Raw genomic sequence first — 18,532 nt, forward strand, 5'->3', positions numbered from 1 at the left:
GCGTTTAACCTTAGTTAGCGCCCGATTCGAACCAGGTACCGATCAGCGCACGTTCCGCGTCGGTCATCTGGGTCATGTTCGCCAGCGGCATGTCCTTGTTCTGGACTGCGCGCTGGAACACTTTGGCAGCTTGCTGCTTGGTCTGTTCCGGGGTGTCCAGGACCACGCCGCCAGGCGCCGAAGCGAAGCCGGCCTGGGTCGGGTTGGCCGAGTGGCAAGCCACGCAGCGCTGGGTCACGACCTGTTGTACGGCAGCCAGGTCGGCGGCGCCTGCTGCAGGAGCGGCAGCGGCGGCACCTTCGTGACCGTGTGCATCGGCAGCGGCAGCCACCGGAGCGGCAGCCGGTTTGCGCGGTGCAGGGGCAATCGCCACGGCAACAGCCACCAGCAGTGCGGCGCCAGCGGCCGGGAAACCGATCGACACTTTACCGGCGTGACGCAGGTTGAAGAAGTGACGGATCAGGACGCCGGCAGCCATGATGGCAGCCAGTACCAGCCACGAGTAAGCGTGGGTGTAGGTCATTGCATAGTGGTTGCTGATCATGATCAGCAGCACAGGCAAGGTGAAGTAGTTGTTGTGCACGGAACGCACTTTGGCGCGCTTGCCGTAGATCGGATCAGGCGACTGGCCTTTTTCCATGGCTTGCACCAGTTTGCGCTGGCCAGGAATAATCACGAACAGGACGTTACCCACCATCATGGTACCGATCATGGCGCCAACGTGGATGTAGGCGGCGCGGCCCGACAGGGTGTGGGTCAGCACGTAAGCCATGGCCACGATCAGCACGTACAGCACGGTGCCCAGGACGGCCGGATTTTCCGACAGCTTGGTTTTGCACAGCGTGTCATATACCAGCCAGCCACCCAGCAGGGTGCCGACACCGACGCCAACGGCTTGCAGACCGGTCAGGTCGGCGACGTTTTTGTCGATCATCATTGCCGAAGCGTTGAAGTAGTAAACGATGAACAGCATCGCGAAGCCGGTCAGCCAGGTCGCATACGCTTCCCATTTAAACCAGTGCAAGTCTTCCGGCAGTTCGCCAGGAGCGACCAGGTATTTCTGCGGGTTGTAGAAGCCGCCACCGTGCACGGCCCACAATTCGCCGCTGACACCTTTTTTCGCCAGTTCGCTGCCTGGCTTGGGCGGCCGGATCGAGTTGTCCAGCCAGACGAAGTAAAACGATGCGCCGATCCACGCAATACCGGTAATCAAGTGCAGCCAGCGTACCAGCAGATTCAGCCACTCCACCCCATACGATCCGAATAAAGCTTCCATGAGTTATTCCATTCTTAGTCTTGTTCATCTGCCTCTTTTGGGCCTTCAGATGAGCGAGGCTGACGCCCCCAATCCAGTCGTGCTACTGCCGCCCCTACGACCGTGATGACTGCTGCTCATGTGCGTCAGTCATCGACCTTCACCCGGTCACGGAAGGTGTCTCCTCTCTTGCCGGGATGGTGCAACGATAGCGTTCCTGCCCTCCCGAGTCCTGCACTGATCCATATAACTTGCATACGTTTCCCGTTATAGGTCTTACGCGCAGGAATGTGCGAACCTGTTATGCATAAGTGAAAATAACCGACCTAAGGAGAGACGCATGTCACGCTTGCCAGAACACCTGGACCTTCACCTCATACGTATCCTGTACCTGCTGTTGTGCGAAAAGAATGTGTCGCGCGTAGCCCTGAAACTGAACCAGCCGCAACCGTCGATTTCCGCTTCGCTGCGCAAATTGCGCGAACTGACAGGCGATCCGCTGCTGGTGCGCGGCGGCCGCGGCATGGTGCCGACGCAGCACGGCGAAAGCTTGCTGAAGCCGGCCAAACGCATCCTCGATGAGACGGAAGCCCTGTTCAGCCCGAAGACGGCGTTCGTCCCGCAGGAAGAGGCGCGCACCTTCCGGATCGCGGCGCCCGACTATATGAATACGCAATTCTTCACGGAAGTCATCGCCCGCGTACGGCGTGAATCGCCGAAAAGCCGCCTCGTGATCCACGCGCTGGGCCCGGACGCCGACTATGTGCGCCTGCTGTCCGATGGTGAGCTGGACCTGGTGATTGCGAACTGGGACGAGCCGCCCCATCACCTGCACATCTCGAAACTGTTCGACGACCCGATCGTCTGCCTGATGCGCGCCAACAGCGCGTATGCGCGCCGCACGCCGAAAGACGGCATGACGGTGGAGGATTACCTGACGCTGCCGCACGCGGCGCCGGCGCTGATTTTGCCGGGCTACCACGGCAACATCGACGCCTTCCTCGAACAGCAGAACATGGAACGCAATATCGTGGTGGAATCCGCCCACTTCCGCATGCTGCCGTACATCGTGGCGCAAACCGACCTGGTGCTGACGGCCGGCCAGCAGTTCGCCAGCTTCTATGAAAATACGCTGGGCCTGAAGTCGTACAAGGTGCCGGTGAAATTCCCGCCGCTGCGCTTTTACCAGCTGTGGCACGAACGGGCGCACCATGCAACCGAGCACAAATGGCTGCGTGCGCAAGTCAGCACGGCGGCGCGATTACTCGCGAAGTAACTCGGTAGGGCGGGTTTGTAAAACCCGCCCTACGCAACGACGGCCCCCACAGCGGCAACCGTCAGTGGGCATATAAATCCCACTCACTCCCCACGCTATACCTGTCCCCTTTCATCACATATCGTCACGACAATATAAATCCGGCGTTGCGGCCCTCTATGATCGATTCGCACCATCACCACCGGATTGCATGATGACGACTCTGAAGCAACTGAATACTCCGCAGCAGCACGCACTGGGCGCGACGGTCCTGGCCTGGGCTGAACAGTTGGGCACGCTCAGCGAAGACAACAACGGTTTGACCTGCACGTACATGACGGCCACGCACCGGGAAACTGCCGTGCAAATCGCGCAATGGATGCGCGAAGCCGGCATGCATGCGCACATCGACGCGGTCGGCAACGTGGTGGGCCGGTTCCTGTCGACAGACCCGCAGGCGCGCACCCTGATCACGGGTTCGCACTACGACACCGTGCGCAACGGCGGCAAATATGACGGCCGCCAGGGCATCCTGACCGCCATCGCCGTTGTCAGGCATCTGAACGACAAGGGCATTTCCCTGCCCTTCCACCTGGAAGTCATCGCGTTTGCCGAAGAAGAAGGCGTGCGTTTCAAGAGCACCTTCCTCGGTTCGTCCGCCGTGATCGGCCAGTTCGACCCGGCATTGCTGGAGTTGCAGGACCGCGACGGCATCCTGCTGCGCGACGTGCTGGCCGACGCGGGCCAGGATTTGAGCACCATCGACGCCATTGCGCGCGACCCGTCCGATTTGCTCGGTTATGTCGAAGTGCATATAGAACAGGGTCCCGTGCTGCTGGATCAAGACCTGCCGGTCGGTATCGTGACGTCGATTGCCGGCAGCCGACGCTTCCTGGTGGAGCTCAATGGTGTGGCCAGCCATGCGGGCACCACGCCGATGGCGCTGCGCAAGGACGCCGCCACCGCCGCCGCGGAAATTTTGCTGTATGTGGAGCAGCGCTGCGCCGAAGACAAGCCATCGTCGCTGGTGGGCACGGCCGGCCAGCTGCAGGTGCCCAACGGCTCCGTCAACGTGATTCCCGGCGCCTGCCACTTTTCACTGGATATCCGCGCCGGCAACGATGCGGCGCGGGACGCGGCGGTGGCCGACATCATGGCAAAAATTGCAACAGTGTGTCAATCGCGCCACATCGGATATACAGTCGAACAGGTGGTCGAAGCCGGTTGCGCGCCCTGCGCGCCATGGCTGATGGCGCAGCTGTCCGCCGCCGTCGAACGGGCCGGCGTGGCCCCGTTCGAACTGGCGTCCGGCGCCGGCCACGACGCCATGCTGATGGCGCGCGTGACCGACGTCGCCATGCTGTTTACCCGCTGTGGCAATGGCGGTATCAGCCATAACCCCCTCGAAACCCTGTCGGTCGACGACGCCGACGTGGCGGCCCGCATCCTGCTGGATTTCCTGCGGCATTTCAAGCCGAAACCGGCCCGCGGCACCCGTAAGGCGCAGTCCGAAGCCGCCACCACCCAGGAATATACGGAATAATCTATAAAGGTTATGCCCTTTCTCATAAGCAGCCGAGCACCTCATCAGCGACAGTACATATAACGCCGCATATGAAGATGGCGATGGCTCTTGATAAATGCGCGAGAAAGTGGAGAACGCGAAATGAACTTCCTGGATAACTATTTCAAGCTCAGTGCGAACGGCACCAATGTGCGCACCGAAGTGCTGGCAGGTTTTACCACCTTCCTGACGATGGCTTACATCATCTTCGTCAACCCGTCCATCCTGGGCGATGCGGGCATGCCGAAGGACGCCGTCTTTGTCGCCACCTGCGTGGCGGCCGCCATCGGCACGCTGATCATGGGCTTGTATGCGAATTTCCCCATCGGCCTGGCGCCGGGCATGGGCTTGAACGCCTATTTCGCCTACGGCGTCGTCAAGGGCATGGGCTTCGCGTGGGAAGCGGCGCTGGGCGCCGTGTTCATTTCCGGCTGCTGCTTCCTGCTGGTGTCGCTGCTGCGCATCCGTGAAAAGATCATGAATGCGATCCCGCCATCGCTGCGCACGGCGATTCCCGCCGGCGTGGGCTTGTTCCTGGCGCTGATTTCACTGAAAAACGCCGGCATCGTGGTCTCCAGCCCCGCCACCTTCGTCACCATGGGCGACCTGCACCAGCCCGCCCCGGTGCTGGCCATCATCGGCTTCATGGTGATCGTGGCGCTGGACCGCCTGCGCGTTACCGGCGCCCTCCTGATCGGCATCATGACGGTCACCGTGCTGTCGTTCTTCTTCGCCGGGAATCAATTCCACGGCATCGTGTCGGCCCCGCCGTCGATCGCCGCCACCGCGATGAAACTCGATATCGTATCCGCCGTCTCGCACGGCTTGCTGAACGTGGTGCTGGTGTTCTTCCTGGTCGAACTGTTCGACGCCACCGGCACGCTGATGGGCGTGGCGCAGCGCGCCGGCCTGATGAAAGACGGCAAAATGCCTGCGGCCATGAACAAGGCCCTGCTGGCCGATTCCGGCGCCATCATTGCCGGTTCGCTGATGGGCACGTCTTCGACCACGGCCTTTATCGAAAGCGCGGCCGGCGTCCAGGCAGGCGGCCGTACCGGCCTGACCGCCGTGACGATTGCCGCCCTGTTCCTGCTGTCGCTGTTCATCGCGCCGCTGGCCGGCGTGGTGCCGGCGTATGCGACGGCCCCTGCGCTGTTCTTCGTCGCCTGCCTGATGCTGCGCGAACTGACGGAGATTAACTGGGCGGAAACCACGGAAAGCATCCCTGCCGTCATCACGGCGCTGGTGATGCCTTTCACGTACTCGATTGCCAATGGCCTGGCGCTGGGATTCATCAGTTACGCCGGCCTGAAACTGTTGACTGGCAAACATCGCGAAGTCAGCTATATGCTGTGGGGAATTGCGGGTATTTTCCTGTTCAAAACAATTTACTTACCCGGCTGATCATCATTGACGATTGTCCGATATAAAAAATCAATAGAGGAGTCTATAAAATGTCCCAAGAGCAGTCCCAACCGATCCGGTTTTACTATCAGGGCAAAGTCCATGAAGTGAGCGACGTCGCTCCGACCCGTACCCTGTTGCAGCATCTGCGCGAAGACCACCACTGCACCGGCACCAAGGAAGGCTGTGCCGAAGGTGACTGCGGCGCCTGCACCGTGGTGATTGGTTCGCTGGTCAATGGCGAACTGGAAATGCGCAACGTGAACTCGTGCATCCAGTTCGTTCCTACGCTGGACGGCAAGGCCGTGTTCACCGTGGAAGACCTGAAGCAGAAAGACGGCAGCCTGCACCCGGTGCAGGAAGCGCTGGTGGAATGCCATGGTTCGCAGTGCGGTTTCTGCACGCCGGGCTTCGCCATGTCGCTGTGGAGCCTGTACCTGAAACAGGAAGGCCAGACCGAGCCGGTTTGCCGCAAGACCATCAACGAAACCCTGTCCGGCAACCTGTGCCGCTGCACCGGCTATCGTCCTATCCTCGATTCGGCCCAGCGCATGCTGGAGTTGCCGCACGTGGACTTCGACAAGGCAGCGCTGGCAGCCGCCCTGCAAGAGATTCAACGAGACAAAATGTTCAGCTACACCCATGACGGCCAGACGTTCTATGCGCCGCGCACCCTGGCCGAACTGGCGCAACTGCGCGCCGAACAGCCGACCGCCACGATCCTGGCCGGTTCCACCGATGTGGGCCTGTGGGTCACCAAGCAAATGCGCAACCTGGGCAACGTGATCTACGTGCGCATGGTGAAAGAATTGCACAACCTGGGTATCGTCGACGGCATGCTGGAAATCGGCGCCGGCGTATCGCTGGACGACGCGTACAAGGCCGTGCTGGAACACTACAAGGATGCGTCGCTGCACGAACTGTGGCAGCGCTTCGCATCGCAGCCGATCCGTTCCACCGGCACCCTGGGCGGCTCCGTCGCCAACGGTTCGCCGATCGGCGACTCGGCGCCATGGATGATCGTTCTGGGCGCGGAAATCGTGCTGAACGGCTCGCAAGGCCGCCGCTCGATGCTGCTGCAGGACTTCTACCTCGATTACATGAAGAAGGACTGGCAACCGGGCGAATTCGTGGAAGCCGTGCGCATCCCGATGCCGAAGGCAAACCAGCAATTCCGTACATGGAAACTGTCGAAGCGCTACGACCAGGATATTTCCGCCGTGGCGGCAGCATTCTCGCTGGAGCTGGACAATGGCATTGCGCGCAACGTGCGCATCGCGTACGGCGGCATGGCGGCAACGTCGAAGCGCGCGCCAAACGCGGAAGCCGCCATCGAAGGCAAGCCATGGAATGAAGAGACCATGAAAGCCGCCCACGCGGCGCTGGCTTCCGACTACACGCCGCTGACCGACATGCGCGCGACGGCGAACTATCGCCTGAAAACCGCGCAAAACCTGGTGCAGCGCTTCTGGCTGGAGACCCGCCCGGACGGCGCCCTGCCAGCATCTTCCGTCAACGCTTTCGCATTCGCTTAAGGAGTCATTCATGAACAGCAAATCCGAAGCCTTCATGACCATTGGCGCAGCGAAGGGCTGGGCCGAAGTAGGACAAAACCACCCGCACGAGTCGGCCATCCTGCACGTGCTGGGCGAAGCCACCTATACCGACGACATCCCGGAAGCGCAAGGCACGCTGCACGCCGCGCTGGGCACGTCGCCGAAAGCGCACGCGCGCATCCTGTCGATCAACCTGGACCCGGTGCGCGCCATGCCGGGCGTGGTCGACGTGCTGACGTACAAGGACATCCCCGGCACCAACGATTGCGGTCCGATCATCCATGACGACCCGATCCTGGCCGAGGAAAAAGTCGAATACGTGGGCCAGCCGATCTTCGTCGTGATCGCGAAGACCCACGACCAGGCCCGCCACGCGGCGCGCAAGGCCGACATCCAGTACGAAGAGCTTCCGGCCATCCTGACGCCGGAAGCGGCGCGCGATGCGCAATCTTTCGTGGTGCCACCGATGCGCCTGGAGCGCGGCAATGCGGCCGAGGCATTCAAGCGGTCGAAGAACTTCCTGAAGGGCACGCTGCACGTGGGCGGCCAGGAACAGTTCTACCTCGAAGGCCAGATTTCGTACGCGCTGCCAAAAGAAGGCAACGGCATGCACGTCTACTGCTCGACGCAGCATCCGACCGAAATGCAGCACGTGGTGGCCCACGCCCTGCACTACCCGTCGCACGCGGTGCAGGTGGAATGCCGCCGCATGGGCGGTGGTTTCGGCGGCAAGGAATCGCAATCGGCGCTGTGGGCAGCCTGCGCGGCGGTTGCCGCCGCCAAATTGCGCAAGCCGGTGAAGCTGCGCGCCGACCGTGACGACGACATGATGGTCACCGGCAAGCGCCACTGCTTCTACTACGAGTACGAAATCGGTTACGACGACAACGGCCTGATTACCGCCGCCAAGGTGGAAATGGTGTCGCGCGCCGGCTTCTCGGCCGACCTGTCGGCGCCGGTGGCGACCCGCGCGGTCTGCCACTTCGACAACACTTACTACCTGTCGGACGTGGATATCCGCGCCATGGCCGGCAAGACCAACACCCAGTCGAACACCGCCTTCCGCGGCTTCGGCGGCCCGCAGGGCGCGATCTGCATCGAATACATCGTCGATGAAATCGCCCGCAACCTGGGGCTGGACCAGCTGGACGTGCGCAAGGTGAACTTCTACGGCCGCAACGATGAAGAAGGCCGCAACGTCACGCAGTACGGCCAGGAGGTCAAGGACAACGTCATCCACGAACTGGTGGCGCAGCTGGAAGAGGATTCGAACTACCGTGCGCGCCGCAAGGCCGTGGATGCATTCAACGCCACCAGCCCGGTGCTGAAAAAAGGCCTGGCCATCACGCCGGTGAAATTCGGTATCGCGTTCAACGTGACCCACTTCAACCAGGCCGGCGCGCTGGTGCACATCTACACCGACGGTTCGGTGCTGGTGAACCACGGCGGCACGGAAATGGGCCAGGGCATCAACACCAAGGTGTGCCAGGTAGTGGCCCACGAATTGGGTATTCCATTGGCCAGGGTGCGCGCCAGCGCCACCGACACGTCGAAAGTGGCGAATACGTCGGCAACGGCGGCATCGACCGGCGCCGACTTGAACGGCAAGGCGGCGCAGGACGCGGCGGCCACCTTGAACAAACGCCTGCGCGACTTCGCGGCAAAGACCTACAGCGTGGCGCCGGAAGACGTGGTGTTCGCCGCCGGCATCGTGTATGCGGGCGAAGTCACGACGACCTTCGCGGAACTGGTGGCCGCCGCCTACCTGGCGCGCGTGCAACTGTGGTCGGACGGCTTCTATGCGACCCCGGGCCTGTCGTGGGACCGCGCATCGATGACCGGCAACCCGTTCGGCTACTACGCGTACGGCGCGTCCGTGTCGGAAGTGGTGGTCGACACCCTGACCGGCGAATGGAAACTGCTGGACGTCAACGCGCTGTACGATGCCGGCAACTCGCTGAACCCGGCCATCGACGTGGGCCAGGTGGAAGGCGCGTTCATCCAGGGTATGGGCTGGCTGACGACGGAAGAACTGTGGTGGAACAAGACGGGCAAGCTGATGACGCACGCGCCGTCCACCTACAAGATTCCCGCCGTATCGGACTGCCCGGACAACTTCGATATCCGCCTGTTCAAGAACCGCAACCCGTTCGACAGCATCCACCGTTCGAAAGCCGTCGGCGAACCGCCGCTGCTGCTGCCGTTCTCCGTGTTCCTGGCGATCCGTAACGCGGTATCGGCCGTGGGCGGCCACAAGGTCAACCCGCCGCTGCGCGCACCGGCCACCAGCGAAGCGATCCTGGATGCGGTGGATGCCGTGAAGGCGCAGACCGCGTAATTCCCGGTCAGCGTTCAGCACGCAAAGCCGGACTGGCCGAAAGGCTGGTCCGGCTTTTTTCATGTACGCTTGGCGGCTATGGATTCCCTGATCACCGCCTCCGCCCGCGCCCTGGCCGCGGGCGACCCGCTGGGTGCGCTCAAGCGCGTCGCACTGCGGGACGATCCGCCTGCGCTGGCCTTACGCGGCATCGCCATGGCACAGTTGGGCGAGTTGGGACGCGCGCGCGAATTGCTGCGCCTTGCCGCGCGGGCCTTCGGGCCGCGCGAGGCCGTGGCGCGTGCCCGCTGCGTGGTAGCGGAAGCGGAAGTGGCGCTGGCGATGCGCGATTTCACCTTTGCGCCCCGCTCGCTCGCCACGGCGGCGGCCACGCTGGCATCCCACCACGACCATGCCAACGCCTTGCAGGCGCGCCTGACTGCCGCGCGGCGACTGGTGCTGCTGGGGCGGCTGGCCGAGGCGGAAGCCGCGCTGGCGCAGGCCGGCGCATTTGCTGACTTTACCGGCATACCCTGGGCGTTGGCCGCCATCGGCAACCTGATTGCGGCGGAAATTGCGTTGCGGGCGTTGCGCATGGACCCCGCGCGTGGCGCGCTGACCCGTGCGCAGGTGGCTGCACAGCGCGCCGGGATACCGGCGTTGTGCGCGGAAGCGGAAGAAGCGCTGGCGGTGCTGGTGCGCCCCGCGGCAAGACGCATCGATGCCGGTGGCGGGCAATTGCAGACGCTCGATGACGTGGCGGCGCTGCTGGCATCCGATACGCTGACGATCGATGCCTGCCGGCGCGGGCTGGCCTGCAACGGCGTGCTTGTGCCGCTGGCCAGCCGCCCTGTCCTGTTTGCGCTGGCGAAGTCGCTTGCCGAAGCCTGGCCCGCCGACGCGGAACGGGAAGCATTGATCGCTGAGGCCTTCCGCACCCGCCATCCTGACGACACGCACCGCGCACGGTTGCGCGTGGAAATCGGCCGCCTGCGCAAACTGGCCGCGCCGCTGGCCGGCATCGACGCCACGGCGCGCGGCTTCGCATGGCGTCCCCATGGCAGCCAGAAGGTTGCTGTATTGGCGCCGCCGATAGCCGGTGAACAGGCATCGCTGCTGGCCTTGCTGGCCGACGGCGCCGCATGGCCGACTTCCGCGCTGGCGCAAGCGCTGGATACCAGCCAGCGCACGGTCCAGCGCGCACTGGCTGCGCTGGAAGTTGCGGGACGGGTGCGCGCCATCGGCCAGGGCCGGTCACGCCGCTGGCTGGCGCCGCCGCTGGCCGCGCCGTTGAGCGGATTCACGACGATTTTGTTACTCTCTGCCGCACTGCCGATTGGATAGAGTGGCTGTGTGGCGCCGCGTTGGCCGCCCATCACCAGGGAGACAGTCATGAACAGTAACAAGGCAAGCAATTCAGTAACCGTCACGGCGGCGGAAATTGTCCGCGAGTATGGTCCCTTCAACGGCGCCGAGCGCATCCACGGCGTGTCCCACGACGGCCAGCGTGTCTGGGCCGCCACCGGCGGCGCACTGGTCGCGTTCGATCCCGCCAGCGGCGAAACCGTGCGCACGCTCGACGTCGCGTGCGACGCGGGCACCGCGTTCGACGGATCGCATTTGTACCAGATCGCCGAGGCCCGCATCGACAAGATCGATCCCGCCACCGGCAAGGTGCTGGCGTCGATTCCCGCACCGGGCAATGGTTCGGATTCCGGACTGACGTGGGCCGAAGGCAGCCTGTGGGTCGGCAATTACCGCGACCGCAAGATCCACCAGATCGACCCGGCAACCGGCGCGATCCGCCGTTCGATCGAATCGAACCGCTTCGTCACGGGCGTGACATGGGTGGATGGCGAACTGTGGCACGGCACCTGGGAAGGCGACGACAGCGATATCCGCCGCATCGATCCCGCCAGCGGCGCCGTGCTGGCGCGGATTGACATGCCGCCGGGGACCGGCGTCAGCGGGCTGGAATCGGATGGCGCGGGCCTGTTTTATTGCGGCGGTGGGCCGAGCGGCAAGGTACGCGCCGTCCGGCGTCCTGCCGCATGAATCGATAAACAAATATGTAGTTTGCACAATATAGCTGCTGTCACCCTGGCAGCATCGACATCCATGTTGAAAGCAAGTAGCATCAAACGGTACATAAGCAGTGCCCGACGATGTTCACCATGACTAAAGCTCTACTGATTGCCTTGCTGGCACTGCACCCGGCCGCCTTCGCGGCCGAACCTCCGCTGCGCGTCTGCAGCCTCGGCCTCGCGCCGCAAACCATGAAGGATGCGGACGACAAGCCGGCCGGCTATGCCGTGGAAATCCTGCAAAACGTGGCGGCCGCGCTGCGCTGGCAAATCCAGATCGACTACATGCCGTGGGCGCGGGTGGTGTCGGAAATGAAGCTGGGCCGCTGCGACATGGCCATGACGGTGCTGTACTTCAAGGATTACGCGGAATACATGCTGTTCCCGCACGAAGCCATTCTCGACCAGAAAAACGTGCTGGTGGTGCGACGCGGCGACGGGATCCGGTTTGACGGCAACCTGGAAAAGTTCATGCGCCAGTATTCGATCGGGCTGTATGTCGACAAGCGCGTCAACGATGAATTCGAAGCGTTGCGCAAGGCGCCATGGGCCAAGGTCGACACGGTACCCAGCGCGGAACTGAACATGAAAAAGCTGCTGTTCAAGCGCTTCGACGCCATCGTGGAAAACGACTTGAACGTTACGCATGAAATGCGCAAGCTGGGCAAGCTCGATGACGTGGACATCCTGTCGCCGCCGCTCAGCGTGACGCCGGCCTATATCGTGTTTTCACACAAGCCGGAGTCGCTGAAGCGCATGCGCCAGTACGATTACGCGCTGGCGCAGTTCAAGCGGACGGACAAGTATCGTGCCCTGACGAACCGCTACTTACCAGGCGGACCTGCATCGGAACAACCGTAGGGCGGTTTCCGCGCAGCGGAAGCCGCCATGCCTGCATTACCGCCAGCGCAGGCCGTGCCATGCGGTTATACGGGATCGATTTACTCGAACTGCTTTTTGAACTCGGCAAACTGCGCCGCCAGGTCGCCGATCTCTTGCCGCAGTTGCGCCACTTCCGCTTCCAGCGCCGCTACCCGGCCCGACTGCGAACCCTGGCCTGCACCGGTTGAGCCGCCAAAGCTGGCGGCGGTTTCTTCGCGCGCCAGCGCTTCCTCACCCGACAGAAGGTGACCGTAGCGTGGCTCTTTCGCGCCTGGCGCCACGTTCAGGCGCGATACCAGCGGCGGGTATTTGTCGATCAGGAATTGCAGCGCCTGCTCGACATCGGCCACGGTCTTGAATTCATGCAGGCGCCCCGAGCGCGTGCGCACTTCGCCCGCCGTCTGCAAGCCGCGCAGCATCAGGATCGTCAGCACGGCCACCTTGTCCTGTTCCAGCGACCACTTGATGCGCATGCGGTGTTCGTATTTCGTCACGCGCGCGCCGGCCTGCGTGATGCCGTTGACGAATTTGCGCTGCATGAGGCGCTGCAAGGTCTCGGCCACGGTTTCTTCGGACAGCGACATCACCGGGTCGCGGCTCGATAACTGGTTGCAGCCGTTGGTGATCGCGTTGAGCGACATCGGGTAATTGTCGGGGGTGAGCGCTTCTTTTTCTGCCAGCACCGCCAGTACCCGTACTTCAAACGGGTCCAGCAGGTTGGGATTGTCTGCATCGGTAGTCATGCGCTGTTCCTTATTCGACGAGCTTGTTCAATTGGGCGGGATCGAATTTATCACACTCGGGCATGGCCTTACAGTCCAACCCCGCCGCTTTCATCGTTGCGGCCAGCTGTTCGATCTGCCGTTCCTGCACGGCGGCATGGTCGATTAGCGCCCGCAGCGCCTTCGACAGCGGGTCGTCGCCGTTGGCCGTCAAGCCATAGGACGTGAACAGGTTGGCGACAGTGGCCGGCGCCGCATCCTTTTGCACGATGTGCGCGGGATTGCCGACCGCCGTGCCGCCCGGTGGAACGGGCTTCAGCAGCACGGCGTTCGAGCCCACTTTCGCATATTCGCCCACGGTGAAATTACCCAGCACTTTCGCGCCCGCGCCGATGATGACGCCCCGCTCCAAGGTGGGATGGCGCTTGGCGCCCGTGGCCAGCGACGTGCCGCCCAGGGTCACACCCTGGTAAATCGTGCAATCGTCGCCCACCACGGCGGTCTCGCCGATGACGACGCCGAAGCCATGGTCGATGAATACGCGGCGGCCGATGACCGCGCCGGGATGGATTTCAATGCCGGTCAGGACCCGCGCCACGTGCGACGTGAAACGGCCCAGCCATTTCATGCGGTGCGTCCAGCACCAGTTGGCCCAGCGGTGCATGACGATGGCGTGCAGGCCGGGGTAGCAAGTCAGCACCTCCCATCCGTTGCGGGCGGCGGGATCGCGGTCGATGATGCTGTTGATGTCTTCTCTCAGGCGATGGAACATAAAACGCATAAGGTTATGACCGATATGCGCATCGTAGCGCATTCGGTAGGCGGTTGCTCGAATTTGGAATGTGGGCCGGGGCGGCCCGGGGAGCGGATCGGCGGACAACGCCGCCAATCCGCCGTGCCAGATCAGGCTTCTTTGGCGAGGCGCTGGCGGCGCGCCTCGTACAGACAGACGCCGGAAGCGACTGAGACGTTCAGGCTCTCGACGGTGCCGAACATGGGGATATTGACCAGCATGTCGCAGGTTTCGCGGGTCAGGCGGCGCATGCCCTCGCCTTCCGAACCCATGACCAGTGCGGTCGGGCCGGTGAAGTCGGACTGGTACAGGCTCTTTTCGCCGTCATCGGACGTGCCGATCAGCCAGATATCGCGGTCTTTCAGGTCGCGCAAGGTGCGGGCCAGGTTCGTCACCGTGATGTAAGGCACGTTTTCCGCCGCACCGCTGGCCACCTTGGCCGCCGTCGCGTTCAAGCCGACCGCGCGGTCTTTCGGTACGATCACGGCGTGCGCGCCGGCGCCATCGGCCACGCGCAGGCAGGCACCCAGGTTGTGCGGGTCGGTAATGCCGTCGAGCACCAGCAGCAGCGGCGGGCCTTCGATCGCGTCCAGCAATTCATCGAGGTTGCGCGCCAGCGAAATCTGCTGGGCAAACGCGATCACGCCCTGGTGGCGGTGGGTGCCGACGATCTTGTCGAGGCGCGACGATTCCACCGGCATTACGCGCACGCCGAGCGACTTGGCGTTGGCCACCAGGTCGGTCATGCGGCGGTCATTACGGGCGATATCGACGAAAATTTCTTCCACGGACGACGCTTCGTGACGCAGACGCGACGTGACGGCGTGGAAGCCGAAAATCATTTTATTTTTGGACATTGCTTATCGTTTCTTCTTGCTCTTGGCGGCCGTGGCCACCTTCGAGCGCTTGGGTTTTGCAGCCTTGGCTTTCACGGCCTTGGCTTGGGGTTTTGCAGCCGCCTTGGCGGCAGGGTTGGCGGCCGGACGGGCCGCCGTGGTACGGGACTTGCCGCCGGCACTGTTGCGCGAACGTGGCGGTGGCACCAGCGGTTCAGGCAACGGTTCGAGATCGAAGTACGCCGGCAGCTTGCCGCCGGCCGCACTGGCACCGGTTTTCGGCGCCGGCGCGGCAGCGCGGCTGCCAGGCTTGCCGCCCTTGCCGGCTGGCGCGCCTTTGCCGGCCGGCTTGCGGCGGCCACGCGGCGCTTCGACTTCCTCGTCGTCCAGGTCTTCTTCATACAGCGGCGTGATGCGCGGACCGCCATTCTGCTCTTTCTGGCGCACGCCGATACCGGCGGTTTCCGACGCCGCCAGGCGCAGGTCGATCTTGCGCGAATCGAGGTCGACCCGCACCACCTGCACCTTGACCTTGTCGGTCAACTGGTAACGCTTGCCGGTACGCTCGCCGCGCAACTCGTGGCGCGCATCGTCGTACTGGAAGTAATCGGCGCCCAGGTCCGTGATGTGCACCAGGCCTTCGACAAACAATTCCTCCAGCTGCACGAAGATGCCGAACGTGGTCACGCCGGTGATCATGCCGGTGAATTCATCGCCCAGCTTGTCCTGCATGAAGTAGCACTTGAGCCACTGTTCGACGTCGCGCGACGCTTCGTCGGCGCGGCGTTCATTGGCCGAGCAGTGCACGCCCAGCGCATCCCACACCGTCAGGTCGCCGGCGGCTTTCGGCGTCTTGCCTTCCTGCTTGTCTTTCAATTGCTGGCGGCGCGTGGCGTTCGACACGGCCGTATTGAGCACGCTCTTGTCGCCGATTTTCGGCTCGTACTTCTTGCCCAGCAAAATCGCCTTGATGGCGCGGTGCGTCAGCAAGTCCGGATAGCGGCGGATCGGGCTGGTGAAGTGCGCATAAGCTTCATAGGCCAGGCCGAAGTGGCCGATGTTGTCCGGGCTGTAGACCGCCTGCTGCATCGAGCGCAGCAGCATGGTTTGCAGCAGCGACGCATCGGGACGCTCCTTGATCTTGCCCATCAGTTCCGCGTAATCGGACGCGGCCGGCGTGTCGCCGCCGCCCAGGCTCAGGCCCACCTGCTTCAGGAAGTTGCGCACTTGCGTGAGTTTTTCCTTGGTCGGCCCGGCGTGGATACGGTAGGTGCCCGGATGCTTGTGGCGCAGCAGCAGGTCGGCCGCGCACACGTTGGCGGCCAGCATGCACTCTTCGATCACCTTGTGCGCATCGTTGCGGGTGCGGGGGATGATTTTCTCGATCTTGCCCGCGGCATTGCAAACGATGTAGGTTTCCGTGGTCTCGAAATCGATCGCGCCCCGCACCAGCCGCGCTTTTTGCAGCGCATGGAACACGTCGTACAGGTTTTGCAGGTGCGGCACCAGCGGTGCGCGGCGCGCCGCTTCCGGGCCCTTGGTGTTGCCCAGGATGGCGGCCACTTCGTTGTACGTGAAGCGCGCGGCCGAATGCATGACGGCCGGGTAGAACTGGTACGCGGTGATCTCGCCCTTGGCGGTAATCACGGCATCGCACACCAGCGACAGGCGGTCCACGTTCGGATTCAGCGAGCACAGGCCGTTCGACAGCTTTTCCGGCAGCATCGGGATCACGCGGCGCGGGAAATACACGGACGTGCTGCGCTCCAGCGCATCGCCATCGAGGCCATCGTTCGGCTTCACGTAGTGGCTGACGTCGGCAATCGCGACGATCAGGCGGAAGCCCTTGCTGCGGCCGATTTTCACCGGTTCGCAGTACACGGCGTCATCGAAGTCGCGTGCATCTTCGCCGTCGATGGTCACCAGCGGCACATCGCGCAAGTCGACGCGGTCGGCCAGGTCTTCTTCACGCACGAAGTCGGGCAGCTTTTTCGCCTGCGCCAGCGCCTTGTCGGAAAACAGGTGCGGCACGCCGAACTTGCGCACGGCGATCTCGATTTCCATGCCGGGATCGTCCAGCGCGCCCAGCACTTCCACCAGGCGGCCCATCGGCTGCTTGAAGCGGCCCGGCTGTTCCGTCAATTCCACGCTGACGATCTGGTCCGGCTTGGCTTTGCCCACCGGGCCGTCGATGATGATGTCGTGCGAAATGCGCTTGTCTTCCGGCACCACCAGCCACATGCCGTTTTCCTTGACCAGGCGGCCGATGATGTGGGAATTGGCGCGCTGCACCACTTCCACGATCGTCCCTTCGGCGCGGCCGCGGCGGTCCAGGCCGACCACTTTGGCCAGCACGCGGTCGCCGTGCATGACTTTTTGCATTTCACGCTCGGACAGGTACAAGTCTTCGCCCGGCTCGTCCGGGATCACGAAGCCGTAGCCGTCGCGATGGCTGCTGACACGGCCGGCGACAAAGCCGGAATGGTCGGCCAGCACATAAAAGCCGGAACCGTCGGACACGATCTGGCCATCGCGTTCCATCGCGTTCAGGCGGCGTGTCAGGACGGCGTGGGAATCAGCTTTGACTTTGAGCGACAGCGCAACGGCGCGCAAGTCGAGCGGCGCCTTGGCGCTGCGGAAGATGCCGAGAATTTCCTCGCGGCTGGGAATAATGTGGGTAGATTGGTTCAAAAGTGTTTGGTCTTATTATTGGGAGTGTGGAATTTGCATATATAGCGCGTAGTGTACCGGAGGTCACGCCAAACGCCTACGCTTCAGAATTTCCAGCCTGGAGTTTGACAACGGCTGGGATTACTCTATAATCCTGGTCTCTTGCAGCGGCGACGCGGCAAGATAGGCAGGTCGATACGCAGTATGGAATGGAAACGTTCATCTGGCGTGAGACTCGCCAAGTCGCTATAATAGCAGACATTGCCCACGTGGCGGAATTGGTAGACGCGCATGGTTCAGGTCCATGTGCCGCGAGGTGTGGGGGTTCGAGTCCCTCCGTGGGCACCAAAAATTCCGTAAAAAAGCCGCAAACTTTCACGAGTTTGCGGCTTTTTTCATTTCCGCGCCCTGACGGCCCCGGACTGCGGATTTTTCCGGGTTTCATGAAAATACCCTTGACCGAACGAAAAACACCCCTTAAGATGCGTGCCTTCTGTTGCAGCAACAACGCAACAGGATGACAAGGAAAGCAGCGCCCACGTGGCGGAATTGGTAGACGCGCATGGTTCAGGTCCATGTGCCGCGAGGTGTGGGGGTTCGAGTCCCTCCGTGGGCACCAGCGCTGATTTCAATGTCTCTGTAACACCAGTGCCCACGTGGCGGAATTGGTAGACGCGCATGGTTCAGGTCCATGTGCCGCGAGGTGTGGGGGTTCGAGTCCCTCCGTGGGCACCACAGAATTCCGCAGAAAAGCCGCAGACTTTCACGAGTCTGCGGCTTTTTTCATTTCCGCACGCCTCCCCCGGGTGCAAAAAGCAATATTTTCCGAAAAACATCGAAATACCCTTGACCACTGTGCCGCAGCCCCGTATGATTCGGGCCTCTGTTGCAGCGACACCGCAACAGAACGACAAAGAAAGCAGCGCCCACGTGGCGGAATTGGTAGACGCGCATGGTTCAGGTCCATGTGCCGCGAGGTGTGGGGGTTCGAGTCCCTCCGTGGGCACCAGCGCTGATTTCGATGTCTCTGTAACACCAGTGCCCACGTGGCGGAATTGGTAGACGCGCATGGTTCAGGTCCATGTGCCGCGAGGTGTGGGGGTTCGAGTCCCTCCGTGGGCACCACAGAATTCCGCAGAAAAGCCGCAGACTTTCACGAGTCTGCGGCTTTTCTCATTGGCGCGTCCTCTGCTA

Annotated in this window: 12 protein-coding genes, 5 tRNA genes and 1 pseudogene; 13 read left to right on the forward strand and 5 right to left on the reverse strand. The window is 62.7% G+C overall.

Annotated features, from left to right (window positions below; genetic code table 11):
- Positions 1-10 precede the first annotated feature (10 nt).
- The gene (locus GJ700_RS19395; protein WP_154376913.1) at positions 11-1,276 is read right to left on the reverse strand and encodes a urate hydroxylase PuuD; all 1,266 of its coding nucleotides are present in this window, start codon (positions 1,274-1,276) and stop codon (positions 11-13) included.
- A gap of 319 nt (positions 1,277-1,595) precedes the next feature.
- Here GJ700_RS19395 and GJ700_RS19400 point away from each other — a divergent pair, with 319 nt between their 5' ends.
- The 8 genes and pseudogenes from GJ700_RS19400 (at position 1,596) to GJ700_RS19435 (ending at position 12,296) form a co-directional block, all read left to right on the forward strand.
- A complete protein-coding gene (locus tag GJ700_RS19400) occupies positions 1,596-2,531 on the forward strand; it encodes a LysR family transcriptional regulator (RefSeq protein WP_154376915.1) in 936 nt (311 codons plus the stop codon).
- Positions 2,532-2,757: 226 nt separating this feature from the next.
- A pseudogene (locus GJ700_RS19405) lies at positions 2,758-4,053 on the forward strand (allantoate amidohydrolase); the annotation flags it as partial.
- A 123-nt stretch (positions 4,054-4,176) separates the two neighbouring features.
- Entirely contained in the window at positions 4,177-5,478 is a 1,302-nt protein-coding gene (locus GJ700_RS19410) for an NCS2 family permease (RefSeq protein WP_154376919.1), read from the forward strand.
- Positions 5,479-5,528: 50 nt separating this feature from the next.
- Complete coding sequence (gene xdhA / locus GJ700_RS19415; RefSeq protein WP_154376921.1) at positions 5,529-7,013, forward strand: xanthine dehydrogenase small subunit; 1,485 nt, start codon at positions 5,529-5,531, stop codon at positions 7,011-7,013.
- A 10-nt stretch (positions 7,014-7,023) separates the two neighbouring features.
- Entirely contained in the window at positions 7,024-9,372 is a 2,349-nt protein-coding gene (gene xdhB, locus GJ700_RS19420; protein WP_154376923.1) for a xanthine dehydrogenase molybdopterin binding subunit, read from the forward strand.
- 78 nt (positions 9,373-9,450) lie between these two features.
- Complete coding sequence (locus tag GJ700_RS19425; RefSeq protein WP_154376925.1) at positions 9,451-10,695, forward strand: helix-turn-helix domain-containing protein; 1,245 nt, start codon at positions 9,451-9,453, stop codon at positions 10,693-10,695.
- A gap of 48 nt (positions 10,696-10,743) precedes the next feature.
- Positions 10,744-11,406 (forward strand): Vgb family protein, encoded by a 663-nt coding sequence (locus tag GJ700_RS19430; protein ID WP_154376927.1) that lies wholly within the window; start codon positions 10,744-10,746, stop codon positions 11,404-11,406.
- A 119-nt stretch (positions 11,407-11,525) separates the two neighbouring features.
- Positions 11,526-12,296 carry a substrate-binding periplasmic protein gene (locus tag GJ700_RS19435; RefSeq protein ID WP_195763951.1) on the forward strand — a complete coding sequence of 257 codons (771 nt, stop codon included), beginning with the start codon at positions 11,526-11,528 and terminating at the stop codon, positions 12,294-12,296.
- Positions 12,297-12,376: 80 nt separating this feature from the next.
- Here the strand turns inward: GJ700_RS19435 and GJ700_RS19440 are convergent, their stop codons facing one another.
- The 4 genes from GJ700_RS19440 to rnr form a co-directional block, all read right to left on the reverse strand.
- Complete coding sequence (locus GJ700_RS19440; RefSeq protein WP_154376931.1) at positions 12,377-13,060, reverse strand: YceH family protein; 684 nt, start codon at positions 13,058-13,060, stop codon at positions 12,377-12,379.
- A 10-nt stretch (positions 13,061-13,070) separates the two neighbouring features.
- On the reverse strand, positions 13,071-13,811 hold the full coding sequence (gene cysE, locus GJ700_RS19445) for a serine O-acetyltransferase (RefSeq protein ID WP_154376933.1): 741 nt from the start codon (positions 13,809-13,811) through the stop codon (positions 13,071-13,073).
- Positions 13,812-13,942: 131 nt separating this feature from the next.
- The gene (rlmB, locus tag GJ700_RS19450) at positions 13,943-14,689 is read right to left on the reverse strand and encodes a 23S rRNA (guanosine(2251)-2'-O)-methyltransferase RlmB (RefSeq protein ID WP_154376935.1); all 747 of its coding nucleotides are present in this window, start codon (positions 14,687-14,689) and stop codon (positions 13,943-13,945) included.
- A gap of 3 nt (positions 14,690-14,692) precedes the next feature.
- A complete protein-coding gene (gene rnr, locus GJ700_RS19455; protein ID WP_154376937.1) occupies positions 14,693-17,359 on the reverse strand; it encodes a ribonuclease R in 2,667 nt (888 codons plus the stop codon).
- Positions 17,360-17,601: 242 nt separating this feature from the next.
- Between rnr and GJ700_RS19460 the strand changes: the two genes are divergently transcribed.
- The 5 genes from GJ700_RS19460 (at position 17,602) to GJ700_RS19480 (ending at position 18,463) form a co-directional block, all read left to right on the forward strand.
- Positions 17,602-17,686, forward strand: a tRNA-Leu gene (locus GJ700_RS19460).
- 186 nt (positions 17,687-17,872) lie between these two features.
- Positions 17,873-17,957, forward strand: a tRNA-Leu gene (locus GJ700_RS19465).
- A gap of 31 nt (positions 17,958-17,988) precedes the next feature.
- Positions 17,989-18,073: transfer RNA gene (locus GJ700_RS19470), tRNA-Leu, on the forward strand.
- Positions 18,074-18,262: 189 nt separating this feature from the next.
- Positions 18,263-18,347: transfer RNA gene (locus GJ700_RS19475), tRNA-Leu, on the forward strand.
- Positions 18,348-18,378: 31 nt separating this feature from the next.
- Positions 18,379-18,463: transfer RNA gene (locus GJ700_RS19480), tRNA-Leu, on the forward strand.
- Positions 18,464-18,532 lie beyond the last annotated feature (69 nt).

Source organism: Pseudoduganella rivuli, assembly GCF_009674485.1.
Taxonomy (GTDB): Bacteria; Pseudomonadota; Gammaproteobacteria; order Burkholderiales; family Burkholderiaceae_D; genus Rugamonas; species Rugamonas rivuli_B.